This is a genomic window from Streptomyces sp. DSM 116795 (assembly GCF_055792905.1).
Map to the genome: position 1 here is coordinate 3,624,697 of NZ_CM147707.1, position 22,936 is coordinate 3,647,632.

The 22,936-nt window shown below is 72.3% G+C and carries 23 protein-coding genes; 7 read left to right on the forward strand and 16 right to left on the reverse strand.

Annotation, left to right across the window (positions count from 1 at the left end):
- Nucleotides 1-22: 22 nt before the first annotated feature.
- The 3 genes from kdpA to ACSMXX_RS15605 are packed head-to-tail and all read right to left on the reverse strand — an operon-like array spanning nt 23 to nt 1,910.
- Nucleotides 23-1,684: a potassium-transporting ATPase subunit KdpA gene (kdpA, locus tag ACSMXX_RS15595; RefSeq protein WP_473179301.1), complete on the reverse strand. Its 1,662-nt coding sequence runs from the start codon at nt 1,682-1,684 to the stop codon at nt 23-25.
- 5 nt (nt 1,685-1,689) lie between these two features.
- Nucleotides 1,690-1,779, reverse strand: coding sequence for a K(+)-transporting ATPase subunit F (gene kdpF / locus ACSMXX_RS15600; protein ID WP_473179302.1), 90 nt, complete (start codon nt 1,777-1,779; stop codon nt 1,690-1,692).
- Nucleotides 1,776-1,910: a hypothetical protein gene (locus ACSMXX_RS15605; RefSeq protein ID WP_473179303.1), complete on the reverse strand. Its 135-nt coding sequence runs from the start codon at nt 1,908-1,910 to the stop codon at nt 1,776-1,778. The genes kdpF and ACSMXX_RS15605 overlap by 4 nt, the downstream gene beginning before the upstream one ends.
- 292 nt (nt 1,911-2,202) lie before the next feature.
- On the opposite strand from ACSMXX_RS15605, the gene ACSMXX_RS15610 reads away from it, so the two are divergent.
- The gene (locus tag ACSMXX_RS15610) at nt 2,203-5,946 is read left to right on the forward strand and encodes a hydantoinase B/oxoprolinase family protein (RefSeq protein WP_473179304.1); all 3,744 of its coding nucleotides are present in this window, start codon (nt 2,203-2,205) and stop codon (nt 5,944-5,946) included.
- Here ACSMXX_RS15610 and ACSMXX_RS15615 read toward each other — a convergent pair.
- Both ACSMXX_RS15615 and ACSMXX_RS15620 read right to left on the reverse strand, forming a co-directional pair.
- A complete protein-coding gene (locus ACSMXX_RS15615) occupies nt 5,904-6,794 on the reverse strand; it encodes a universal stress protein (RefSeq protein ID WP_473179305.1) in 891 nt (296 codons plus the stop codon). The two genes, ACSMXX_RS15610 and ACSMXX_RS15615, sit on opposite strands and share 43 nt — an antisense overlap.
- 154 nt (nt 6,795-6,948) lie before the next feature.
- Nucleotides 6,949-7,608, reverse strand: a complete 660-nt coding sequence (locus ACSMXX_RS15620; RefSeq protein WP_473179306.1) for an FMN-dependent NADH-azoreductase — start codon at nt 7,606-7,608, stop codon at nt 6,949-6,951.
- A gap of 221 nt (nt 7,609-7,829) precedes the next feature.
- Here ACSMXX_RS15620 and ACSMXX_RS15625 point away from each other — a divergent pair, with 221 nt between their 5' ends.
- Genes ACSMXX_RS15625 through ACSMXX_RS15635 form a run of 3 tightly spaced genes read left to right on the forward strand, consistent with a single transcriptional unit; the run spans nt 7,830 to nt 9,553 of the window.
- Nucleotides 7,830-8,132: a winged helix-turn-helix transcriptional regulator gene (locus ACSMXX_RS15625; RefSeq protein WP_473184802.1), complete on the forward strand. Its 303-nt coding sequence runs from the start codon at nt 7,830-7,832 to the stop codon at nt 8,130-8,132.
- 52 nt (nt 8,133-8,184) lie between these two features.
- The gene (locus tag ACSMXX_RS15630) at nt 8,185-9,192 is read left to right on the forward strand and encodes a hypothetical protein (protein WP_473179307.1); all 1,008 of its coding nucleotides are present in this window, start codon (nt 8,185-8,187) and stop codon (nt 9,190-9,192) included.
- 16 nt (nt 9,193-9,208) lie between these two features.
- Entirely contained in the window at nt 9,209-9,553 is a 345-nt protein-coding gene (locus ACSMXX_RS15635; protein WP_473179308.1) for a rhodanese-like domain-containing protein, read from the forward strand.
- Between the two features lie 92 nt (nt 9,554-9,645).
- Here ACSMXX_RS15635 and ACSMXX_RS15640 read toward each other — a convergent pair whose 3' ends face one another.
- The 5 genes from ACSMXX_RS15640 to paaA form a co-directional block, all read right to left on the reverse strand.
- A complete protein-coding gene (locus ACSMXX_RS15640; protein ID WP_473179309.1) occupies nt 9,646-10,734 on the reverse strand; it encodes a 2Fe-2S iron-sulfur cluster-binding protein in 1,089 nt (362 codons plus the stop codon).
- 7 nt (nt 10,735-10,741) lie between these two features.
- Nucleotides 10,742-11,230: a 1,2-phenylacetyl-CoA epoxidase subunit PaaD gene (gene paaD / locus ACSMXX_RS15645; RefSeq protein ID WP_473184803.1), complete on the reverse strand. Its 489-nt coding sequence runs from the start codon at nt 11,228-11,230 to the stop codon at nt 10,742-10,744.
- Nucleotides 11,231-11,307: 77 nt separating this feature from the next.
- The gene (gene paaC, locus ACSMXX_RS15650) at nt 11,308-12,057 is read right to left on the reverse strand and encodes a 1,2-phenylacetyl-CoA epoxidase subunit PaaC (RefSeq protein ID WP_473179310.1); all 750 of its coding nucleotides are present in this window, start codon (nt 12,055-12,057) and stop codon (nt 11,308-11,310) included.
- On the reverse strand, nt 12,054-12,341 hold the full coding sequence (paaB, locus tag ACSMXX_RS15655) for a 1,2-phenylacetyl-CoA epoxidase subunit PaaB (RefSeq protein WP_055484808.1): 288 nt from the start codon (nt 12,339-12,341) through the stop codon (nt 12,054-12,056). Before paaB ends, paaC begins: the two co-directional genes overlap by 4 nt.
- On the reverse strand, nt 12,341-13,354 hold the full coding sequence (gene paaA, locus ACSMXX_RS15660; protein WP_473179311.1) for a 1,2-phenylacetyl-CoA epoxidase subunit PaaA: 1,014 nt from the start codon (nt 13,352-13,354) through the stop codon (nt 12,341-12,343). Before paaA ends, paaB begins: the two co-directional genes overlap by 1 nt.
- Before the next feature lie 153 nt (nt 13,355-13,507).
- Here paaA and ACSMXX_RS15665 point away from each other — a divergent pair, with 153 nt between their 5' ends.
- Genes ACSMXX_RS15665 through ACSMXX_RS15675 form a run of 3 tightly spaced genes read left to right on the forward strand, consistent with a single transcriptional unit; the run spans nt 13,508 to nt 16,423 of the window.
- Nucleotides 13,508-14,251 (forward strand): DUF5819 family protein, encoded by a 744-nt coding sequence (locus tag ACSMXX_RS15665; RefSeq protein ID WP_473179312.1) that lies wholly within the window; start codon nt 13,508-13,510, stop codon nt 14,249-14,251.
- Nucleotides 14,248-15,579, forward strand: a complete 1,332-nt coding sequence (locus ACSMXX_RS15670) for an HTTM domain-containing protein (protein WP_473179313.1) — start codon at nt 14,248-14,250, stop codon at nt 15,577-15,579. Before ACSMXX_RS15665 ends, ACSMXX_RS15670 begins: the two co-directional genes overlap by 4 nt.
- Before the next feature lie 4 nt (nt 15,580-15,583).
- Complete coding sequence (locus ACSMXX_RS15675; protein ID WP_473179314.1) at nt 15,584-16,423, forward strand: TrmH family RNA methyltransferase; 840 nt, start codon at nt 15,584-15,586, stop codon at nt 16,421-16,423.
- Nucleotides 16,424-16,484: 61 nt separating this feature from the next.
- On the opposite strand, the gene ACSMXX_RS15680 is transcribed toward ACSMXX_RS15675, so the two are convergent.
- The 6 genes from ACSMXX_RS15680 to ACSMXX_RS15705 form a co-directional block, all read right to left on the reverse strand.
- Entirely contained in the window at nt 16,485-17,057 is a 573-nt protein-coding gene (locus tag ACSMXX_RS15680; protein ID WP_070009071.1) for a bacterial proteasome activator family protein, read from the reverse strand.
- 135 nt (nt 17,058-17,192) lie between these two features.
- Nucleotides 17,193-17,687, reverse strand: a complete 495-nt coding sequence (locus ACSMXX_RS15685; protein ID WP_473179315.1) for a hypothetical protein — start codon at nt 17,685-17,687, stop codon at nt 17,193-17,195.
- Between the two features lie 124 nt (nt 17,688-17,811).
- On the reverse strand, nt 17,812-18,789 hold the full coding sequence (locus ACSMXX_RS15690; RefSeq protein ID WP_473184804.1) for an NAD(P)H-quinone oxidoreductase: 978 nt from the start codon (nt 18,787-18,789) through the stop codon (nt 17,812-17,814).
- Nucleotides 18,790-19,073: 284 nt separating this feature from the next.
- Nucleotides 19,074-20,240: a potassium channel family protein gene (locus tag ACSMXX_RS15695; RefSeq protein ID WP_473179316.1), complete on the reverse strand. Its 1,167-nt coding sequence runs from the start codon at nt 20,238-20,240 to the stop codon at nt 19,074-19,076.
- 14 nt (nt 20,241-20,254) lie between these two features.
- Nucleotides 20,255-21,916 (reverse strand): molybdopterin molybdotransferase MoeA, encoded by a 1,662-nt coding sequence (locus ACSMXX_RS15700; RefSeq protein ID WP_473179317.1) that lies wholly within the window; start codon nt 21,914-21,916, stop codon nt 20,255-20,257.
- Nucleotides 21,913-22,935: a DUF6457 domain-containing protein gene (locus tag ACSMXX_RS15705; RefSeq protein WP_473179318.1), complete on the reverse strand. Its 1,023-nt coding sequence runs from the start codon at nt 22,933-22,935 to the stop codon at nt 21,913-21,915. Before ACSMXX_RS15705 ends, ACSMXX_RS15700 begins: the two co-directional genes overlap by 4 nt.
- Nucleotide 22,936 lies beyond the last annotated feature (1 nt).

The window sequence follows — 22,936 nt, forward strand, 5'->3', positions numbered from 1 at the left end:
GGGGCGTGCGCGGTACGTATCGTCATGACAGCCCCTCCGCGAGCGGGCCGAGGGAGAGGGCCGGGAAGAAGGTCAGGCCGGCGACGATCAGCACCGCGCCGACCAGGAGGCCGGTGAAGAGCGGCTTGTGCGTCTGCAGCGTGCCCGCGCTCGCGGGAACCGGCCGCTGCTCGGCGAGCGAACCGGCCAGGGCGAGGACGAACACCATCGGCAGGAATCGCCCGAGCAGCATCACGAGACCGATGGTGGTGTTGAACCACTGTGTGTCCGCGCTCAGTCCGGCGAAGGCACTGCCGTTGTTGTTCGCCGCCGAGGTGTACGCGTACAGCACCTCGGAGAAGCCGTGCGGGCCGGAACCGAGCATCGAATCCGGCGGGGTCGGCAGCGCCAGGGCGACGCCGGTGAAGGCCAGCACCAGGGCGGGAGTGACCAGGATGTAGCAGGCGGCCAGCTTCATCTCCCTGGGGCGGATCTTCTTGCCCAGATACTCCGGCGTACGGCCGACCATGAGACCGGCGATGAAGACGGCGATGACCGCGATGATCAGCATGCCGTAGAGGCCCGAGCCGACGCCGCCGGGCGCCACCTCGCCCAGCATCATGCCCAGCAGCAGCACACCGCCACCGAGCGCCGAGTACGACGAATGCGCCGAGTTGACCGCGCCCGTCGAGGTCATCGTCGTGGAGACCGCGAACAGCGACGAGCCGCCCTCGCCGAAGCGGGTCTCCTTGCCCTCCATCGCCCCGCCCGCGGCCTGCGCGGCGGCACCGGGGTGAGCGGACTCCAGCACCGTCACCGCGATCACGGCTCCCAGCCAGATCGCCCCCATGGCGGCGACGACCGCGTACCCCTGCCGGGTGCTGCCCACGAGCCTTCCGAAGGTGCGCGGCAGGGAGAACGGGACGACCAGCAGCAGGAAGATCTCGAAGAGATTCGTCAGGGCATTCGGATTCTCGTACGGGTGGGCCGAGTTGGCGTTGAAGAAGCCCCCGCCGTTGGTACCGAGTTCCTTGATCGCTTCCTGGGACGCCACCGCTCCCCCGGGCAGGTGCTGGGTCGCACCGGTCACCGTGGTGATCTCCTGCGGCGAGGCGAAGTTCTGGACGACGCCGGCGGCGACCAGCGCGATCGCGGCCAGGGTCGCGACCGGCAGCAGGATCCGTACGACGCTTCGCACCAAGTCGACCCAGAAGTTGCCGAGTTCGCCCGTACGGATCCGGGCGAATCCCCGCACGAGCGCGACGGCGACGGCCATGCCCACGGCGGCGGACACGAAGTTCTGGACCGCCAGGCCGCCCGTCTGCACCAGGTGCCCCATGGCCGCTTCGCCGGCGTAGGACTGCCAGTTGGTGTTGGAGACGAAGGAGGCGGCCGTGTTGAAGGCCTGGTCCGGCGAGATCGGCTGGAAGCCCAGCGACAGCGGCAGCCGGTTCTGCAGCCGCTGGAGCAGATAGAGGAAGAGGACGGATACCGCGGAGAACGCGAGGACGGCACGCAGATACGCGGGCCAGCGCTGCTCCGTGGCGGGGTTCGCCCCGACGGCGCGGTAGATCCACCGTTCGACGCGCAGATGACGGGAGGAGGTGTGGACGCGGGCCATGTAGTCGCCGAAGGGGCGGTGCACCAGCGCCAGCGCTGCGACCAGCGCGGAGATCTGGAGTACGCCGGCGAGAGTCGGGTTCATCGCTCTCAGAACCTCTCGGGGAAGATCAGCGCGACGACCAGGTAGCCCAGCACGACGACGGCCACGACCAGGCCGGAGACGTTCTCAGCGCTCACAGCTTCGCCACCACTCTGGCGACGAGAACCACCAGCGCGAACACCGCGACGGTGGTGACGACGAAAGCCACATCGGCCATCGCATGCTCCTCGGGAGACGTCGGACGGTGAACTCGCGAATACGAGCTCACGCAAGAGGAAACTCCCCGGACGGATACGCACGGCGTCCGTTGACGAAGTCCTGACGGCCGGACGGGCGATCTTGACGCGGCCCTGATGAGTACCGGCCTGACGCCGCCCGGACGCGGATCGCCGGAGCCGATCGCCGGACGGCGGGGGTGCGGGACCTGCCCGCCACGGGCGGGGCGGAGCGCGGAAACCGGCCGGATGCTCACACAGTGGTGCGGAGGCCTTCTCCCGGCCTCCAGTGCCCTGCCGGTCACGGCACCGGCCCGCATTCGTTCCGTATTCCGGAGGTGGTTCGTGACCGGGACCGTGCAGAGCGGAGCAGACGCGAGGGACGGTGCCGGTGCCGGCGGACGGTGGCAGTTCTGGGTCGACCGCGGCGGCACCTTCACCGACATCGTGGCCCGGCGGCCGGACGGCACACTGCTGGCGCACAAGCTGCTGTCCGAGAGCCCCCGCTACCGGGACGCCGCCGTCGCGGGAATCCGTACGCTCCTGGGCACGGCGGAGGGCGCGGCCGTCGCGGGCGACGAGATCGAGACGGTGCGGATGGGCACCACCGTCGCCACCAACGCCCTGCTGGAACGCAAGGGCGAGCGGACCGCTCTGGTGATCACACGCGGCTTCCGCGACGCGCTGCGCATCGGCTACCAGAACCGTCCCCGCATCTTCGACCGGGCGATCACGCTGCCGCAGGCGCTGTACGAGCGGGTGATCGAGGTGGACGAGCGCATCACCGCGGACGGCACGGTGCTGCGGCCGCCGGATCTCGACGCGCTCGCCCCTGCGCTGCGGCGCGCCCACGACGACGGCATCCGCGCGGTGGCGGTGGTGTGCATGCACAGCCATCTGCACCCCGCGCACGAGGCCGCCGTCGGGGAGCTCGCAGAGCGCACCGGCTTCCCGCAGGTCTCCCTGTCCAGCGAGGTCAGCCCTCTGATGAAGCTGGTGCCGCGCGGTGACACCGCCGTCGTCGACGCCTATCTGTCACCCGTGCTGCGGCGTTACGTGGAGCAGGTCGCGGACCAGCTCCAGGGCGTGCGTCTGATGTTCATGCAGTCGAACGGCGGCCTCGCGGAGGCCGGGCACTTCCGCGGGAAGGACGCGATCCTCTCCGGACCGGCGGGCGGCATCGTCGGAATGGCGAGGATGTCCCGACTGGCGGGATTCGACGAGGTGATCGGCTTCGACATGGGCGGCACCTCCACCGACGTGTCGCACTTCGCCGGCGACTACGAGCGGGTGTTCACCGCGCAGGTGGGCGGCGTACGGCTGCAGGCTCCGATGCTGGACATCCACACCGTCGCAGCCGGAGGCGGGTCGGTTCTGCACTTCGACGGCAGCCGCTACCGGGTGGGACCGGACTCGGCCGGAGCCCACCCGGGGCCGGCCTCGTACCGCGGCGGCGGTCCGCTGACCGTCACCGACGCCAACGTGATGCTCGGCCGCATCCAGCCCGCGCACTTCCCGCACGTCTTCGGCCCGGACGGCCGCCGCTCGCTGGACCGCGGGACGGTGCGGGAGCGGTTCGCCGCCCTGGCCGGCGAGATCCGTGAACGTACGGGCGACAGCCGTTCCCCGGAGCAGGTCGCGGAGGGCTATCTGGAGATCGCCGTGGCGAACATCGGCAGCGCGATCAAGCGCATCTCCGTGCAGAAGGGACACGACGTCACCCGGTACGCGCTGACCACCTTCGGCGGTGCGGGCGCCCAGCACGCGTGTGCGGTGGCCGACTCCCTCGGCATCAGCACCGTCCTCGTACCGCCGATGGCCGGAGTGCTCTCCGCCCTCGGCATGGGCCTGGCCGACACCACCGCGATGCGCGAGCAGTCCGTGGAGCTCCCCCTCGCCGAGGAGCACATGGAGCGGATCCGGGCCCTCGCCGCGGACCTGGAGTCGGCCGCGCGTGCCGAACTCCTCGACCAGGACGTCCCCGTCGGAAACATCCAGGTGACGCGCCGCGCCCGGCTCCGCTACGACGGGACCGACACCGCGGTGCCCGTCGAGCTCGCGGGGCGGGGCGCCATGACGGAGTCGTTCGAAGCGAGCCACCGCGCCACGTACTCGTTCCTCATGGACCGGCCGGTCGTCGTGGAGGCCGTCTCGGTGGAGGCGGCCGGCGTCACGGAACAGCCCGGGCTCGCCGGCCTCGGCGGGGCGGGCGGCCCCGGTGACGGCGCCGTGAGCACCGTGCCCCTCTGGACGGGCGGTGCGTGGCGTGACGTCCCGCTGCACGGCCGGGATTCCCTGCGGGCCGGGGACAGTGTGACCGGCCCGGCGATCATCACGGAGGCCAACGCCACCACGGTCGTCGACGCCGGCTGGCGTGCGGCGGTGACGCCCGAGGGCCATCTGCTGGTGCGGCGCGTGGCCGCACGGGGCGAGGCAGACGTGGGGACCGAGGCCGACCCGGTCCTTCTGGAGATCTTCAACAACCTCTTCATGTCCATCGCCGAACAGATGGGCGCGAGGCTGGAATCGACCGCGCAGTCCGTCAACATCAAGGAACGGCTCGACTTCTCGTGCGCCCTCTTCGGTCCGGAGGGCGATCTCGTCGCCAACGCCCCGCACATCCCCGTGCACCTCGGCTCGATGGGCACCGCCGTGAAGGAGGTGATCCGGCGGAGGGCCGGGACGATGAAGCCGGGTGACGCGTACGCCGTCAACGACCCGTACAACGGCGGCACTCATCTGCCGGACGTCACCGTGGTGACACCGGCGTTCGAGGCCCCGGCGGCCCCGGCGGACCCGGCGGACGCGAGGGGCGCGGCGGACCCGCCCGACCCGCGGATCCTCTTCTTCGTCGCGTCCCGCGGCCACCACGCCGAGATCGGCGGGCTGACCCCCGGTTCCATGCCGGCCGGCAGCCGCGAGATCCACGAGGAGGGCGTGCTCTTCGACAACTGGCTGCTCGTCGAGGACGGCAGGCTCCGTGAGGAGGAGACGCGGAGGCTGCTGACGGAGGCGCCCTACCCGTCCCGCAACCCGGACACGAACCTCGGTGACCTCCGTGCCCAGATCGCGGCCAACCGGAAGGGCGTCGAGGAAGTCGGCAGGATGATCGGCCACTTCGGCCTGGACGTGGTGCAGGCGTACATGCGGCACGTGCAGGACAACGCCGAGGAGTCGGTACGGAAGGTCGTCGACGCCCTGGACGACGGCGAGTACCGCTACGAGACGGATGCCGGCCATGTGATCTCCGTACGGGTCTCGGTGGACCGCGAACACCGCTCCGCGACAGTGGACTTCACCGGCACCTCGGCGCAGCTCGGCTCGAACCTCAACGCGCCGACGTCCGTGGTGGCCGCCGCCGTCCTCTACGTGTTCCGTACTCTCGTCGGCGACGAGATCCCGCTGAACGACGGCTGTCTGAGGCCGCTGCGGATCGTCATCCCGCCGGGCTCGATGCTGGCTCCCGTCCACCCCGCCGCCGTCGTCGCGGGCAACGTCGAGACGTCACAGGCGATCGCGGGCGCGCTCTACGCCGCGATGGGCGTACAGGCGGAGGGCTCGGGGACGATGAACAACGTCACGTTCGGGAACGAGCGGCACCAGTACTACGAGACCGTGGCGTCCGGTTCCGGCGCGGGAGACGGCTTCGACGGGGCCTCGGTCGTGCAGACGCACATGACCAACTCGCGGCTCACCGACCCCGAGGTCCTGGAGGCCCAACTGCCCGTCCTGGTCGAGGAGTTCGCCGTACGCCACGGCAGCGGCGGAGCGGGGCGGCAGCGGGGCGGTGACGGTGCCGTGCGCCGGATCCGCTTCCGTGAGCCGATGACCGTGAGCACGCTGTCGGGCCACCGCCGGGTGCCTCCGTACGGGATGGCCGGGGGCGCCGCGGGTGCGCTGGGCTCCAACCGCATCGAACGTGCGGACGGCGGCAGCGTGGTCATGGGGGCGTGCGACTCGGCCGAGGTGGGCCCCGGCGATGTGCTGGTGGTGGAGACCCCGGGTGGCGGCGGATACGGGAAGCGGTCCGGCGGGCCGCCCACCCCTCAGCGGTCGCCCTCCGCCGGTACCACCACGACCGGGCAGTGAGCGTGGTACAGCGCCGCCTGACTGACGGAACCCAGCAGCATCCCCGTGAAACCGCCGTGCCCCCGGGCGCCCACGACCAGCATCCGCGCGCCCTTGCTCGCGTCGATGAGCCTCTCGCGGCTTCGTCCGCGCACGACGTAGCGCTCCACTCGTACGTCCGGATAACGCTCGGCGTACCCGGCGAGCGCCTCGGACAGCAGTGCCTCCTCCTCTTCCCGCAGTTCACCGGGCTTCCGGGCGTACGCCTCGGACGGCTCACGCGGAACAACGGGGGGCACCGACCACTCGGACCACGCGTGAGTCGTCACGAGATCCGCCTTCCGCAGCGACGCCTCGTCGAAAGCGAACGCGATCGCGGCACGGTTCGCGGCGGAGCCGTCCACGCCCGCCATCACCGGTCCGGAGGGCTCGGCCGTGCCGCGTACCACCAGCAGCGGGCAGCGGGAGTGGGACGCGAGATGCATGGCGACGGAGCCCAGCAGCAGCCCCGCGAAGGCGCCCCCGCCCTTGCTCCCGACGGCGATCAGCGAGGCCGAGGCCGACATCTCGGTGAGCAGCGGCAGAACCTCGCCCATGCCGACCGAGCCGGTCACCTCCACCCCGGGCGCGACCGTACGGGCGCGTGAGACGGCCTCCTCCACGCTCGCCTCGGCCCGGTTGTAGAACGCCTCCGCCGCGGACCCGGCCACCGTCACTCCGGAGAGGACGGGGGCGGTCGGCCAGCTCAGCACCTGCACTACCCGCAGCCCGGTCCCGCGCAGTGCGGCCTCCTCGGCGGCGTGCTCGGCGGCCGCGAGGCTCGGCTCGGACCCGTCCACTCCGACGACGACGTCGTTGCTCGTCTCCACAGCCGCGCTCCTTCCGCCCCTTCGCTGCTCCTCCCCTCAGGGTCGTGCCGGGCGCAGCGCCGGACGAGGGCCGAACGGGCCGGGAGCAGGGCCTTCCGGACCCCCGCCCGGCTGCTGCCGGGGCCGCGGCCGCGATACGTGCGGGGAGCCGGAGTCAGACCGCCGCAGCGAAGCGTGCGGCGAGGGCCTTGCCGTGTGCGCCCGCCGACTCGTGGGCCTTGGTGCGTGAGGCCGTAGCCAGGTCGACCAGCGACTCCATGCCGGGTGTACCGGCGGCGAGCGTGAGCTCCGGCACGACGAACTCCACGTCCAGGCCCATGCCCTCGCCGAGCACCTTGCCCAGGTAGGTCTGCACGAACTCCCAGCTCTCGCGCGGCGTTCCGGGCCCGTATCCGCCGCCGCGGCTGGCCACGACCACGGTGGGTGTGCCCGCCGCGGACGGGGAGTCCGTGCCGAAGGTGCGTCCGTTGAGGACCACCTGGTCGATCCATGCCTTGAGCGTCGAGGGGACCGTGAAGTTGTACATCGGGGCGCCGATCAGCACGGCGTCCGCCTGCTCCAGTTCGCGGGCCAGCTTGTCGCGCAGCGCGTACGCCGCCGACTGCTCCGGGCTGTGCGTCTCCGGCGGGGCGAAGGCGGCGGAGGCGGCCACACCGTCGAGGTGCGGCAGCGGGTCGGCGGCCAGGTCGCGGTACACGACCGTTCCGTCCGGGTGCTCGGCCTCCCATGCCTTGCGGAAGGACGCGCCGACGTCGCGCGAGACGGAGCCGTCCTGCGGGAAGACGGAGGAGTCGAGGTGAAGCAGAGTAGCCATGAGGGAAGCTCCTTGGAGTATGTAAGGAGGTGCTTTTGCATTCGCACCTATTGATAACACAGGAACTTACTTTTTTTCATCCCCTTGTGTGGACGCAGTACCCTTGAGGCATGGCAGAGCCGCGGGAACAGACGCAGACTGCGCCCACACAGGAAGCGGGGGTGCCCGGCGCTGCCGGCGCGTGCAGCGAGCCCGAGAGCAGCATCACGCGCGTCTTCCAGATGCTGGGCAAGCGCTGGACCGGGCTCGTTCTCGCGGCGCTGATGAACGGGCCGGGTCACTTCGCCCAGCTCCGGCGCGCGGTGCCCGGAATCAGCGAGCGGATGCTTTCGGACAGGCTGACCGAGCTGGCGTCGCTGGGTCTCGTCGTACGCACCGTCGAGGAGGGCCCGCCGCTGCGGGTCAGCTACAAGCTCACGGACGCCGGTCTGGCGCTGCGGCCCGCCATGACGGAGCTGACGCGGTGGGCGGACAGGCACCTTCCGGACGAAGCGCCGGGCTGCCCCACGGAGTTCAGGGCCTGATCCCGCGGCACTCGCTGGGAATGGCCCGGCGGGCTTCCGTAGGGTGGGCCCGATGAAAGCGAACCCGGAAGCGGAAGCCGAAGAGCCGGAGCAGCCGCCGGAGCGGTCGGAGGAGCCCGCGGGGGCCGCGGAAGCCGCCGAGAGCGGGGAGACGGCCGAAGGCGCGGAAGCCGCCGGCAGCGCGGAGGCGGGAGGGGCCGGGGACCCGGGCGAGCCGGCCACGGACCGCCTGGAGAAGGCGGTACGGGCGGCGGAGACCGCACTGATCGAGTACGAGATCGCGGTCGAGACGTTCCGTATCGAGATCGAGAACTTCTCACGCCTGCACCACCAGCGCCTCGGGCCCATGTACGCGCGCCTCGACGATCTGGACGCCTCGATCCTGGAAGTGACGGCGGCCATCAGCGGCGACGCGGAGGATCTCCGCAAGGCGCAGGAGGCGCGGGCCGCCGTGCTGCCGATGCCCAGGGTCGAGGAGCTCTTCCACGGCTGGATCGACTCGGACGGCCTGCCTCCCGAGGCCACCGCCATGCTCACCGGGCAGAACGTGCAGCCGCCGGGCCGCGTGCGTCCGAGCGAGGAGGCGCGCAAGGCCTACCGCGAACTGGTGCGCAAGGCACACCCCGACCTGGCGCAGGAGGACGCGGAGCGGCAGCGCCGCGAGGAGTTCCTCGTACGCGTCAACAAGGCCTACGCGGACGGCGACGCGGACGCCCTGCGGGAGCTGCTGGAGGAGTGGGAGAACGGGCCGCGCGAAGAGGAACCGCAACCGGAGGTGCCGCAGAGCGAACTCCTCTACGCCCGCCTGGAATGGCTGGCCGAGCGGAAGGAGGTGCTCACGGCGATGGTCACGGAGATGGAGCAGAGCGCGATCGGCTCGATGCTGAGGATGGCTCCGGACGATCCGGACGCGCTGCTGGACGAGATCGCCGAGCAGTTGCTGGAGCAGGTGGCCGGACGCGAGCGTGAGCTGGCGCGGCTGATTCAGGTGCGCGACGCGGGGGCCGCCGGCGACGCCGGCACGGAGGCCGGCACCGGCGCCGGTACGGAAGAGAACTGAGAGAGAGCGTTTCGCCATGGGATTCGGTCAGTTGCCGCAGGTCGACGTCGCCTCGGTGCCGCAGGACGCGCTGCTGCTCGACGTCCGCGAGGACGACGAGTGGGCGGCCGGGCGCGCCGAGGGCGCACTGCACATTCCGATGAGCGAATTCGTCGGCAGGCTGGGCGAGTTGACCGAGCGGGCCGGCGAGAGCGAGCGGGTCTATGTGGTCTGCCGGGTCGGCGGACGCTCCGCGCAGGTGACGCAGTATCTGCGGCAGCAGGGCGTGGATGCGGTGAACGTCGACGGCGGCATGCTCGCCTGGGAGGCCGCGGGACGGCCGCTGACGGCGGACGCGGAGAGCGGCGCGCACGTGCTCTGAGCGTGCCCCGGCCCTGACGCGCGCCCCCTCGCTGCGCTGGGGGGACCCCACTGCCCTCCATGAGCGGGCAGGGCAGGTCCCGCTGATGACCGTCAGCCGTCGAAGTCCACTTCCACGGCCTCGGTCACCGGGTGGGACTGGCAGGCCAGCACATAGCCCGCCTCCAGCTCGTCGGGCTCCAGCGCGTAGTTGCGCTCCATCCGCACCTCGCCGGAGAGCAGCCGGACCCGGCAGGTGCCGCAGACCCCGCCCTTGCAGGCGAAGGGTGCGTCCGCGCGGTGGCGCAGGACCGTCTCCAGCACGGATTCGCCGTCGTCCATCGGCCAGCAGCCCGAGCGGCCGTCGAGATTGGCCGTCACCGACGCGCTGCGCGAGTCGCCCCCGGCCGCAGCCCGCGACGCGGACGGTGCCGCGGGTGCCTCCGTGACGTGGAAGATCTCCTGATGGATGCGGGACCGCGGCACTCCGAGTCCGCGCAGCGCCCGCGAAGACTCCTCGACCAGCCCGAGCGGCCCGCACAGATACCAGCCGTCGACGTCCGGCACGGACAGCAGCGAGGGCAGCAACCCGCTCAGCCGCTGCTCGTCGAGACGGCCGCTCGGCAGCCCGCTCTGCTGCTCCTCGCGGGAGAGGGCCGTCACGAGCTGAAAGCGGTCGGGGAAGCTGTCCTTGAGGTCCGCGACCTCCTCCAGGAACATCGTCGACGCCGTGGACCTGTCACTCCGTACGAGGCAGAAGCGCGCCTGCGGCTCACGCGTGAGCAGCGTCGCGGCGATGGAGAGCACTGGGGTGATGCCGCTGCCTCCGACGACCGCCGCGAAGTGGCCCTGCCGCGGCTCCAGTACGAACCGGCCGGTGGGCGGCAGCACGTCGACGGTGTCGCCGGGCTGCAGCTCCTTGACCGCGTAGCTGGAGAAGTCGCCGCCCTCGACGCCGCGTACGCCGATGCGCAGCTCCGCCGGTTCGTCGCAGGCGGGGGCGCAGAGGGAGTACGTGCGCCGCACCTCCGTGCTCGCGGTAAGGGTGTCGGCGCCGGCGCGGTGCCGGCGCAGCGCGATGTGCTGGCCGGGCGAGTATCCGTACAGAGGGCGCAGCTCCGGCGGTACGGCGAAGGTGAGGGCGACGGAGTCGTCAGTGAGGCTGTCGACGGCCGTGACGCGCAGCGGATGGAAGGTGCTCACGGCGCCCTCACACCTCCTTGAAGTGGTCGAACGGCTCCAGGCAGGACTCGCAGCGGCGCAGCGCCTTGCACGCCGTAGACGAGAAGCGGCTGAGCAGGCTCGTCTCCGTCGAGCCGCAGTTCGGGCAGCGGATCGCGAGCGTCAGCGGCACGGGGCCGTGTGCACCCTCTCCGCCCGGCGCCGCCCTGCCGCCGCGCGGGGGCGCGATGCCGTGCGCGGCGAGCTTGCGGCGGCCCTCGTCCGAGATGTCGTCGGTGCTCCACGGCGGCGCGAGGACGACGCGGACGGCGACCTCGGGGACGCCGTGGTCACGCAGCACCTTCTCGATGTCCGCGGCCATCGCCTCGACGGCGGGGCAGCCCGTGTACGTGGGTGTCAGCTCGACCTCGACGGGACCGTGGGGCGCCGTCTCGTGCACGCGGCGCAGCACGCCCAGCTCGGCAAGCGTGATGACGGGAAGCTCCGGGTCGGGGACGGAGCCCGCCCATGTCTCCAGATCGCGCTGCCGTTGCCCGGCGGCCGTACCGGCCCCGCTGGGGGTCCCCCCGGGCCCTCCGGGGCCGAGGGGGAGGGTTACCACGACGCCCCCGGGTGGCTGCGGTGCAGGTGCTGCATCTCGGCGAGCATCAGGCCGAAGGGCTCGGTGTGGATGCCCTGGCGCCCCGCCCCCGCCGTCCAGGCTCCCTCTTGGGGGGATTCCGGCACGGTCAGGGTCGCCCGCTCGAACGTACGGGTGATGCGCTCCGTCCAGCCCGTGCGCAGCGCGCCCCAGTCGACCTCGCCGACGGGCCCCGGGCCCTCGACCGGCTCGAAGAGCTCGCCCGTGAACCGCCACAGGGAGTCCGCCGCCCGCTGGGCGCGGGCGTGGCTCTCCTCCGTGCCGTCGCCGAGGCGCAGCGTCCAGTGCTCGGCGTGGTCGCGGTGGTATTCGGACTCCTTGACCGCCTTGGCCGCCAGCGGCTGCCCGAGCTCGGCGAGCTGTGCGTACAGCAGCTCCTGCCAGGCGGAGAAGTAGAGCTGGCGGACCATCGTGTGCGCGAAGTCGCCGCCCGGCTGCTCGGTCAACTGGCAGTTGCGGAAGGCCCGTTCCTCCCGGAGGAAGGCCAGCTCGTCCTCGTCGCCCAGCTCGGCGTAGAGGGCGCGGGCCTGGCCGAGGAGGTCGAGGGCGATGTTGGCCAGGGCCAGCTCCTCCTCCAGCACGGGTGCGTGCCCGGCCCACTCCCCCAGCCGGTGGGAGAGCACGAGGGCATCGTCCGCCAGCGGCAGCAGCGGGTCGGTGAGCGCGGCGACGCTGCGCGCCGAGAGGCCCTCGGAGCCCGTCACAGGTTCCGCACCCCTTCCGGCACCTCGTAGAACGTCGGGTGGCGGTACGGCTTGTCGGCGGCCGGCCCGAAGAAGGGGTCCTTCTCGTCCGGCGACGACGCCGTGATCTCGTGGGAGGGCACGACCCACACGGAGACGCCCTCCGAGCGGCGCGTGTAGAGATCGCGCGCGTTGCGCAGCGCCATCTCGGCGTCAGGGGCGTGCAGGCTGCCGGCGTGCGTGTGCGACAGGCCGCGCCTGCTGCGCACGAACACCTCCCACAGGGGCCAGTCCGTACCGCTCATCACGCGCTCACCGCCGTCTCCGTCCGCTCCTGCACCTTGCCGCGGCCGCGGGCCGCGTGCTTCGCCGCATACGCGGCCGCCGCGTCACGCACCCAGGCGCCGTCCTCGTGGGCCTGGCGGCGGCGGCTTATCCGCTCCTCGTTGCACGGCCCGTTGCCCTGCAGCACCTGGCGGAACTCCTCCCAGTCGATCGGGCCGAAGTCCCAGTGGCCCCGCGACTCGTTCCACCGCAGCTCGGGGTCGGGGAGGGTGAGGCCGAGCGCCTCGGCCTGCGGCACACAGATGTCGACGAAGCGCTGGCGCAGCTCGTCGTTCGAATGGCGCTTGATCTTCCATTCCATGGAGCGGGCGCTGTGCGAGGACTCGTCGTCGGGCGGCCCGAACATCATCAGCGAGGGCCACCACCAGCGGTCCACCGCGTCCTGCGCCATGGCGTGCTGTGCCTCGGTGCCGCGGCTGAGCGCCAGCAGCAGCTCGAAGCCCTGCCTCTGGTGGAAGGACTCCTCCTTGCAGATGCGGATCATCGCCCTCGCGTACGGACCGTAGGAGCAGCGGCACAGCGGCACCTGGTTGGTGATGGCCGCGCCGTCGACGAGCCAGCCGATCGCCCCGACGTCGGCCCAGGTCAGCGTGGGGTAATTGAAGATCGAGGAGTATTTCTGGCGGCCCGAGTGCAGCTTGTCGAGCAGCTCCTCGCGGCTCGTGCCCAGCGTCTCCGCGGCGCTGTAGAGATACAGGCCGTGGCCCGCCTCGTCCTGCACCTTGGCCATGAGGATCGCCTTGCGGCGCAGGGACGGCGCGCGCGTGATCCAGTTCGCCTCGGGCTGCATGCCGATGATCTCGGAGTGCGCGTGCTGCGCCATCTGCCGTACGAGCGTCCTGCGGTAGTCGTCCGGCATCCAGTCGCGCGGCTCGATCCGCTCGTCCGCGGCGATCGCACTGTCGAAGGCCGCAACGGACTCCGCTGACTCCCCGGCGCCCTGTGCGCCCTCGCCGAGCAGCACCGATGTCATGCCGACCCCCTTGCCGGCGGCCGCAGCCGCACTCCCAACCGACCGATCGTTCGGTTCAATGGTGGGCCGGGGGCACACAGGGTGTCAAGGCTCGAATAATGTCTGAGGTCGTATCGGCTGACCGACCGACGGACGTGGGGAGCAGGGGAGGGCATGGAGCCACAACAGCAGCAGGCGCCGCCGGCGGAATCGGGGGCCGAGCCACCGCACGAGGGCGGGGGATCCCCCGGGCCGGCCAGGGCCGAGGGGGAGCGTGGCCCGGGATTCGCGGGGCTGTCGCGCCCGTGGCGGGTGATCGTGGCGATATCCGCCGCAGTCGTGGTGGTCGCCGTCGCCGTCCACCTGTCGATGGTCTTCCTGCACGTGGCACCGTCGAACACGCTCAGCAAGCAGCACGGTGAGGGCATAGACGACTACGTCTATCCGGAGTTCGAGCAGAACTGGAAGCTCTTCGCGCCCAACCCCCTCCAGCAGAACATCCACGTGCACGCGCGCGCCCGCGTCGCCAAGGACGACGGCGGCTCGGAGACGACGGGCTGGGTCAACCTCTCCCAGATGGACGGCGAGGCCATCGACCACAACATCGCGCCCAGCCACGTCCAGCAGAACGAACTCCGCCGCGGCTGGGAGTTCTACCGCGGCGCGCACAACGAGAAGGGCAAGGCCATCGGACTGCGCGGCGAGCTGTCGGAGACGTACATCAAGCGAATAGTGATGCTGCGCTTCGGCCGTGAACTCAACGGGGGCACGGTCGAGCGCATCCAGGTCCGTTCCGCCACGACACCGGTCAAGCCGCCCTCGTGGAGCGACGAGAAGTCGGACGCGAAGACCGAGTACCAGGTGCAGCCCTGGTGGCAGATCGGCAGTGGCGACATCCCGGGGGGCTGGGACAAGTGACCGAACAGCAGCGCCCCCAGGACGACGGGAACCCGCCCGCCGAGCACGAGGGGTTTCTCGCGCGCGGCCTCGCCCGCGTCACCGGCGAAGCCATCGCCCCGTACCAGACCGCGGTCGTGCGGATCGGCTTCGCCCTCACCTGGTTCCTCTTCCTCCTCCGCGAGTTCCCGCACCGCCATGAGCTGTACGGGCCCGACGGTCCCTGGAGCTGGCGGCTCGCGGAGCAGCTGATCGACTCCAACCAGGCCTTCACCGTGCTGCTGTGGTCCGACAGCGCCGTGTGGTTCGAGCTCGTCTACGCGCTGTCCCTCGCCGCGAGCCTCGCCGTGATCCTCGGCTGGCGCACCCGCACCGCCTCCGTCGTCTACATGGTCGGCGTGCTGAGCCTGCAGAACCGCAGCGTCTTCATGGGCGACGGCGGCGACAACGTCATCCACATCATGGCGATGTACGTGGTGCTCACCCGCTGCGCCGAGGTCTGGTCCCTCGACGCACGGCGGCGGCGCAGGAAGGCAGCCGGCACCGCCGGCGGCCCGTCGCCCGGCTCCGCGTCCGCGTCCCGCTCCGCGTCCGGGGACGTGACGGGCGTCGTGCTGTGGAGCGTCTTCGGCGCGATCATGCTCGGTTCGACCGTCGGCGACGGGCTCAGCATCGGCTGGGGCCTGTTCTTCTGGGCGCTGTGGGCCGCGCAGGCCGTGTGGTGGCTGGCCGAGCGCTACATGCCGCGCGGCGAGGCGCGCGCCGTCTGCGACATGCTGGCCAACCTCGTTCACAACGCGGCCCTTGTGGTCATCGTCGTCGAGGTCTGCCTGATCTACGCGACGGCCGGCTGGTACAAGATCCAGGGCTCGCGGTGGCAGGACGGCACCGCCGTCTACTACCCGATGAACCTGGACTACTTCTCCCCGTGGCCCGAGATCAGCTCCTTCCTGGCCGGCAGCGGTCTGCTGATCCTGCTGATCACGTACGGCACGGTCGCGGTGCAGGTGGCCTTCCCGTTCACGCTGTTCAACAGGAACATCAAGAACGCGCTGCTCGCCGCCATGATCGCGGAGCATCTGAGCATCGCCGTGCTGCTCGGGCTGCCGTTCTTCTCGATGGCCATGATCGCGGCCGACGCCGTCTTCCTGCCGACCATCGCGCTCGTGTGGTTCGGCGACCGCCTCCAAGGAGGCTGGAAGCGGACGTTCGCCCGGCTCCGCCCCGGCCGGGGACACGGGCCGTACGGCGGCGGTCCGGGTGAGGGCGGAGCAGCCGACGGCGACGGTGCCTCCGCCGCCTCCGCTGTGCCTCAGCAGCGCAGCGGCGACGGGGTGTCCGTACGCTGACGCCATGACCGGCGGAGAGGACCCGGGGGTGGCCGAAGCCGCCCCGCACGGCAGCGGCGCCGGTGCGGTGCCGCTGCTGCGGCAGTGGCGCGGACTGGCGGAGGACTGCGTGCTGCTGGACGGCTTCCACGCGCTCAAGCACGCCCTGCGCTTCGGGGCGCGGGTCCCTCTCGCGCTGACGGAGGACCGCGCCGCGGCGCTCGACCTCGCGGGCGGGCTCGCCCCCGATCTGACCCGGACGCTGGACGGCCTGCTGCGGGAGGTGCCCCCGGGGGCGCTGCACGGGCTGGTGCCCCGCCCGCACCCCACCGGCGTCGCCGCGCTCGCGGTGCGCGGCGGCGGCCGCGTCGCGGACGACCGCACGTCGCCCGTGGTCGTGCTCGACAATCCCCGTCATCTGGGCAACGTGGGCGCGGTGATCCGGCTCGCCGCCGGAGCCGGCGCGGCCGGCGTCCTCACCACGGGCACCGTCGACCCGTGGCATCCCAACGTGGTCAGGGCGAGCGCGGGGCTGCACTTCGCGACGGCGGTACGCAGGTGCGAGCCGTCAGCGCTGCCGCCGGGGCCGCTGTACGCGCTCGACCCGGACGGCCGGGACCTGCGCGGCCTCGAACTGCCCGACGACGCACTCGTGGCGTTCGGCTCCGAGCGGCACGGTCTGTCGGACGCGCTGCGCGAGCGCGCCGACCACCTGGTGGCCCTGCCGATGCAGCCGCAGGTCTCCAGCTACAACCTCGCCACCAGCGTCGCGATGACGCTCTACCACTGGATGGCGGGACGGACTCCGGCACCCGGCGGGCCCGGCCAGGACCCGGTGCACGGCCGAGCGCCCGCAGAGGGCTGAGCGTCTGCGGAGGTACACCCGCCGACGGGCCGCCCCTGCGTGCGCGCCGCCCCCGGCCGCCCTACAGGTACGGGCCGCCCGAGCGGGCCGGGCGCCCCGGCTCCTCGTCGCCGAGCGTGCCGTCCTCGGGGAGCGTCCCCGGCGGCAGCGCCCTGCGCATCTGCTCCAGCTGTGCGCGCGCCGCCATCTGCTGGGCGAAGAGAGCCGTCTGGATGCCGTGGAAGAGCCCTTCGAGCCAGCCCACCAGCTGCGCCTGCGCGATGCGCAGTTCCGCGTCCGTCGGGACCGTGTCCTCGGTGAACGGCAGCGAGAGCCGCTCCAACTCCTCGATCAGCTCAGGCGCGAGACCGTCCTCCAGCTCCTTGATGGAGCTGGTGTGGATCTCCTTCAGCCGCACCCGGCTCGCCTCGTCCAGCGGTGCCGACTTCACCTCTTCGAGCAGCTGCTTGATCATGCTGCCGATGCGCATGACCTTCGCGGGCTGCTCGACCATCTCCGTGACGGGGACCTCGGTCTGCTCGTCGCCGTCCTCGCCACCGGCCCTGGAGTCGGCGCTGCCGAGCGCCATGCCGTCCGGTCCGACGACCAGTACGTGCTGGTTCTCCTTTGGCCGTTCGTTGCTCGGCTGTGTCATGACCCCATTCTGCACGCATGCCCACGCCGCATGTTCGCCGAGTTCCCCCCAGGGCTCCGTACGGGCCCGGGCCCGGTCCGCACCGGGACGGTGCACACCCCGCCGGGGAGCGCCCGTACCTGCGTTCCCATGGCGTCAGGCGCGCCTCAACCCGAAGGCGGTCAGGGCGAGTCCCAGCCCGATCAGCGTCATGCCGGCGCCCAGCGGGAGCACGGGGGAGACCTCGCCGGTGGCGGCGGTCGTGGGCGGGTGGCGGTCGGAGGAGGGCACGGAGCCGTCCTCCGGGGCGACGGGGGCGTCCGGGTCCCCTTCGTGGCGGTCGTGTGTGCCGAAGAGCGTGCCGTCGTCGCCGGCGCCGCCCTGCTCGTGGGTGCCGTACGGGCCCGGACCGGGCGTGGTCCCGTGGGACGGCTGGACGTGCGAAGTGCCGTGCCGGTCCGGGGACTTCGCCGGGGCCCGGCGGTCCTCGCTCGCCACGGCGGCGCTCCGCTCCCCGTCCCTGTGCGGGTCCTGGGCGGGTGCCGCTCCGGTGAGCGCTGCGATCAGCAGCGCGGCGGCGCACGGCAGCCCGGCGGCCGCACGGAGCGTACGGGTGTGAGTGGGGGTGGGGGTATGGCGTCTGTGCCGCACGGCAGAGACCCTCCCGTTAAGGATCGTCCAATAATGCAATCAGCGTTACATAATTGGGCAAATCCGGCATCCGGAAGGGTCTCTGTGCGGACGTGTCCGTCCGTCGTGCTTCAGGGATCGTGCTCTAGGGAGTGAGAAGGATCTTTCCCACGTGGGTGCTCTCCTCCATGGCCCTGTGTGCGTCCGTGGCGCGGCTCATGGGGACGGTGCTGTCCACCACCGGGTGCACCCGGCCGTCGGAGACCAGCGGCCACACGTGTTCACGTACGGCCGCGACGATCGCCGTCTTCTCCGCGGCGGGCCGGGCACGCAGCGAAGTCGCCGTCACGGCGGCCCGCTTGGCGAGCAGGGCGCCGAGGTTCAACTCGCCCTTCCGTCCGCCCTGGAGGCCGATGATGGCGAGACGGCCGTTGACCGCGAGCGCCTTGATGTTCTGCTCCAGGTGCTTGGCGCCGATGATGTCGAGGATCACGTCGGCACCCTGGCCGTCCGTGCCCGCGCGCACCTCCTCGACGAAGTCCTGCTCGCGGTAGTTGATCAGGATGTCCGCGCCCAGTTCGGCGCAGCGCTCCAGCTTCTCCTTGCTGCCGGCGGTGGCCGCGACCCGTGCGCCGACCGCCTTCGCCAGCTGGATCGCCATGGTGCCGATACCGCTGCCGCCGCCGTGCACGAGCAGCGTCTCGCCGGGACGGAGGTGGGCGACCATGAAGACGTTCGACCAGATCGTGCTGGTCACTTCGGGAAGCGACGCGGCGGTCCGGAGGTCGATGCCCTCCGGTACGGGCAGCAGTTGGCCGGTCGGGACGGCGACCTGCTCGGCGTAACCGCCGCCGCCCAGCAGTGCGCAGACCTCGTCGCCGACGGCCCAGGTGTTCACGCCGGGGCCCAGCGCCGAGATCCGGCCGGAGCATTCGAGGCCGGGGTAGGGGGAGGCGCCGGGCGGCGGATCGTAGAAGCCCTGCCGCTGGAGGATGTCGGCGCGGTTGACGGCGCTCGCCGCGACCTCGACGAGCACCTCGCCCTCGCCGGGTTCGGGGACGGGGACCTCGGCCCAGACGAGGGCCTCGGGGCCGCCTGGTTCGGGAATGGTGACCGCGTGCATCGTGGAGTTGGACGTACCCATGCGGCCGACGCTACTCCCAGGCCATGTCGGTACGGCACCGCCCCGCGCGGTCCGGTGCTGGGGCATGCCCGTACGTCCGGCGTTCTCCGGCGTTCAGCGGCCTTCCCAACTCCCGTCCTGGCGCGGCCTCTCGGACGCCCACGGGCTTACGCCGTTCGCCGCGGGTGCGGCGGTCCGTGTCCCAACTCACCGCGCTGCCAGTGCCGGTGCGGCACCGGTCCGGGCCGGGTCGGGGCGGGGCGGGGCGGCCGCCGGCGCCGTTGTCAGCGGCCTTCCCCGCGTTCGTTGCGCCAGAAGCCCACGACGCCGGGACCGTCGGAGTTCCCGCCGGTGCCGGAACCTCCCCCGCTGCCGTCGGCGTGGGCAGTGCCCCCATGGGTCGGGTCGGTGCTGCCGAGGTGCCCTTCCGGCCGCTGCTGCGCCGCCGCACGCTGGATCACCACGACGCGGTCGGTGGACTGGAGCGGGTCCGCCTGCGGATCGTCGTAACCGAGCAGCCGGTGGCCCCGTACGACCGTGACCACCAGGTCCTTGCACTCCCGCGGATGCCGCCCGGCCTCTGCCTTGGTCACGGGACGCTCCGTGAGGCTGAGTCCCGAGCCCTGCTGGATGAGGTCCTCCATCACGGAGCTGGCGTTCGGGCTGAGCACGGAGAGCCCGAGGAGCCGGCCGGCGGCGCTGGCGCTCGTGATCACGGAGTCCGCGCCGGACTGGCGCAGCAGCGGCACGTTCTCCTCCTCCCGCACCGCGGCGACGATCTTGAGGCGCCGGTTGAGCTGGCGTGCGGTGAGTGTGACCAGCACCGCCGTGTCGTCGCGCTGCGTCGCGATGACGATCTGCTTGGCGCGCCGGACCTCGGCGCGCGACAGTACGTCGCTGCGGGTGGCGTCTCCGGCGACGCTCACATAGCCCTCGTCGCTCGCGGCCTTCGCCACGTGGTGACTCGGGTCGACGACAACTATCCGGTCCCGGCGCACGCCGGTGGAGAGCAGGGTCTGTGCCGCCGAGCGGCCCTTCGTTCCGAAGCCGACGACGACGGTGTGGTCGCGCAACTGGGACCTCCAGCGGGACAGGCGCCACTGCTCCCGTGTGCGGTCGGTGAGCGCCTCGAGAGTGGTGCCGATGAGGATGATCAGGAAGAGGATGCGGAGCGGTGTGACGAGCAGGATGTTCGCGATGCGGGCGCTGTCGCTCGCGGGCGCGATGTCGCCGTAGCCGGTGGTCGAGAGGGTGACGGTCGTGTAGTAGACGGCGTCGAGGAAGGAGACCTTGCCGCCCGGGTCGCCGTTGTCGTTGTAGCCGTCGCGGTCGAGGTAGACGATAAGGGCGGTCGTCGCGAGCACCGCGAGCGCCGTGAGGAGGCGGCGCCCGACCTGGAGCTGGGGGCTGACCTCGGACCGCGGCAGCAGAATCCGGTACTGGTCGCTCACCTGGGACGTTCCTTTCACCAGGCGACCCACGGGAGCGGCAGCACCTGCACGTCGGTGCCGGAGCGGGCGCCGCCCGGCGGTACGACCGCGAGGGCGGTGGCGGTGGCGATGCCGCGGAGCATCGCGGGGCCGTTGTAGTGGAGGGGACGCGCCCGCGAAGGCGAGGGCGAGAAGTCGACCGGCACGAGCCGTGTGTCGCGCGGATGCCCCTGGACGTCGTCGGTGATGCGGGCGGACAGCTCCGCACGTGCCGGCCGGTCGCCGAGCGTGCGGATCAGCGGAGCGGCGAGCGTCGCCAGTCCGGACAGGGCCGCGAGCGGGTTTCCGGGCAGGCCGACCAGGAACGGGCCTTCGGCGGTTTCCGTACCGCTGCCCTCCGTACCGCCGCCCTCCGTACCGCCGCCCTCCCTGCCGGGCTCACCGCGCCGCGGCAGGCGGGCCAGCAGCATGGGGTGGCCCGGCCGTACTCGTACGCCCTCGATGAGGAGCCGCGCGCCGAGCCGGGCCAGCGTGGGACGCAGATGGTCGACGGGGCCGCGGGCCGTGCCGCCCGTGGTGACGAGGAGGTCCGCGGTGGTCGTGGCGACCGCTTCGTGGAGCGCCTCGGCGTCGTCCCCCAGGCGCCTGGTGACGATCACGTCGGCACCGAGCTCCGACAGCCAGGGCGCGACCGCCGGGCCGAGCGCGTCGCGGATGCGTCCCTCGTGCGGCACGCCGCGGTGCAGCAACTCATCGCCCAGTACGAGGACTTCGGCACGGGGGCGCCTGGTGACGGTCAGCCTGTCGTAGCCCGCGGCGGCGGCGAGACCGAGCACGGCCGGCGTGACGGGTGTCCCGGCGGGCAGCAGCCGGTCGCCGGAACGGCACTCCTGGCCGCGGGGCCGGATGTCCGTACCGGGCTCGGGCCGCCGCGTCGTGCGCAGCCGGCGGCCGTCGGTCTCGCCGTACTCGAAGCGCAGCACCGCGCTCGCACCGGGCGGGATGCGGGCGCCCGTCGCGATGCGAACGGCCCGGCCGTCGGGGAGCGGACGGGGCTCGGACCGCGCGCCCGCGAGGATGCCGGTGCCTGTGGCGTCCTCCGCCAGCGTCCAGGGGCCGGGGCCCGCGACGGCCCAGCCGTCCATCGCGGAGGTGTCGAAGGACGGCAGGTCGGTGAGGGCGTCGAGCGGGGTGTCGAGGGTGTGGTGCAGGGCCTGGTCGAGGGGGAGGGTGCGGGAGGGGAGGGGGGTGGCGGCCCGTGCGGCGTAGGCGCGGGCATCGGGCCAGGGGACGTCGTGTGCCTGGGCATGGGTACGGGAGCGGCCACCGGCCACCTGTGCGCGTGCCTGGTCGTCGTTCCTCGCCGTACGGGCGGCACGTTGCCCGCTGCCGCTGCCGCTGCCGCTGCCGCTGCCGCTGCCGCTGCCGCTGCCGCTGCCGCTGCCGCTGCCGCTGCCGCTGCCGCTGTCCGGTCCGCGTCCGCCCCTGCTGCTGCCGCCGGCGCGGTCGTCGCGAGGGGCCGAGGCGGGGGTGAGCCAGTCCGGTGCCGCGAGTTCGTCGTCGCCGGTGCTCTCGCCGCCGGCGCGGGGCCGCGGCGTCTCACCGGCCCCCGGAGCGCCGCGCCGGCCGCCCCGGCGCGCCCCGGCGGCGTCGTTCGCCAGCGCGATGGCCTCGTCGAGTTCGTCGGCGCCGCTCATCGGCCTTCGCCCTGCTCCTCTTCGCTCTCCTCGGCCCAACGCGCCGCCAGCCGGGCCGCCTTGTCCGCGGCCTCCGCGACGTCCTGAGGGCTGCCGCCGCGCTGGGCTGCGGCGTAACCCACGAGGAAGGTCGTCAGCGGGGCGGCAGGGCGGGCGACGCCGTGCGCGGCGTCGCGTGCCAGATCGAGGAGTGCGGCGGTGTCGACGTCGAGTTCGACGCCGAGTTCGGCCTTCGCTGCGGCCATCCATTCGTCCAGCACGGTGTCATGCTCCCTGATACGGGCCCTGGCGGCGGCGACGTCTTCCCAGGTGTCGCAGTCGAGGGCGTCCGATGTGGCCGGTCGACGGCCAACGGCGATGTCGATGCGACGAAGTCTCAGCTCAGGAAGGAGCAGCCGCAAGGGGAGACCCGTGAGGCTTCCGTATTCGGTGCGCAGCAGGGCCAGTTCGCGGCGGAGCGATTCGGTGCGGTATACGGCGAGCAGCGGCTGGTCACGGCCGTCGTTCACCAGCGCACCCTCGGCGCGGTCCCCGGCGTCGTGCCCCACCGGGTCCTCGTCAGTGGCCGTGTCAGTGGCCGTGTCCGTGTCCGGGGCCGGGGCCGGGGCCGGGTGCGCGTCCGCATCCGCGCCCGCAGCCGCGCCCGTACGCCCCTTCGCGCGCGGCGCCGCGTCGACCTCCGCCAGCAGCGCGCGTACGGTCTCCGGCCGCAGGAACGGCAGATCGGCGGAGAGGACGAGCACCGTCTCGCCGGTGACTCCGCGCAGCCCCGCGTCGAGCGCCGTCAGCGGCCCGCCGCCCGGCGGGTCCTCCCGCACCCACGACACCGGCCGGTACGTGGGTCTGCGCGGACCGACGACGACCGTCGTGGACGCGTCGGCGCACGCGGACAGCACACGGTCGAGGAGGGTGCGGGCACCGACGGTCAGCGACGGTTTGTCCGTGCCGCCGAGGCGCCTGGCGCCGCCGCCCGCGAGGACGACGGCGTCGTGCGTGTACGCGTGTGCGTCAGGTGTCACG

Excerpts from the sequence above, each read along its gene's own strand:
- kdpA (WP_473179301.1), bottom strand. The coding sequence starts at position 1,684 with ATGAACCCGACTCTCGCCGGCGTACTCCAGATCTCCGCGCTGGTCGCA.
- ACSMXX_RS15620 (WP_473179306.1), bottom strand. The coding sequence starts at position 7,608 with ATGGCTACTCTGCTTCACCTCGACTCCTCCGTCTTCCCGCAGGACGGC.
- ACSMXX_RS15625 (WP_473184802.1), top strand. The coding sequence starts at position 7,830 with ATGCTGGGCAAGCGCTGGACCGGGCTCGTTCTCGCGGCGCTGATGAAC.
- ACSMXX_RS15630 (WP_473179307.1), top strand. The coding sequence starts at position 8,185 with ATGAAAGCGAACCCGGAAGCGGAAGCCGAAGAGCCGGAGCAGCCGCCG.
- ACSMXX_RS15635 (WP_473179308.1), top strand. The coding sequence starts at position 9,209 with ATGGGATTCGGTCAGTTGCCGCAGGTCGACGTCGCCTCGGTGCCGCAG.
- paaB (WP_055484808.1), bottom strand. The coding sequence starts at position 12,341 with ATGAGCGGTACGGACTGGCCCCTGTGGGAGGTGTTCGTGCGCAGCAGG.
- paaA (WP_473179311.1), bottom strand. The coding sequence starts at position 13,354 with ATGACATCGGTGCTGCTCGGCGAGGGCGCACAGGGCGCCGGGGAGTCA.
- ACSMXX_RS15665 (WP_473179312.1), top strand. The coding sequence starts at position 13,508 with ATGGAGCCACAACAGCAGCAGGCGCCGCCGGCGGAATCGGGGGCCGAG.
- ACSMXX_RS15675 (WP_473179314.1), top strand. The coding sequence starts at position 15,584 with ATGACCGGCGGAGAGGACCCGGGGGTGGCCGAAGCCGCCCCGCACGGC.
- ACSMXX_RS15680 (WP_070009071.1), bottom strand. The coding sequence starts at position 17,057 with ATGACACAGCCGAGCAACGAACGGCCAAAGGAGAACCAGCACGTACTG.
- ACSMXX_RS15690 (WP_473184804.1), bottom strand. The coding sequence starts at position 18,789 with ATGCACGCGGTCACCATTCCCGAACCAGGCGGCCCCGAGGCCCTCGTC.
- ACSMXX_RS15700 (WP_473179317.1), bottom strand. The coding sequence starts at position 21,916 with ATGAGCGGCGCCGACGAACTCGACGAGGCCATCGCGCTGGCGAACGAC.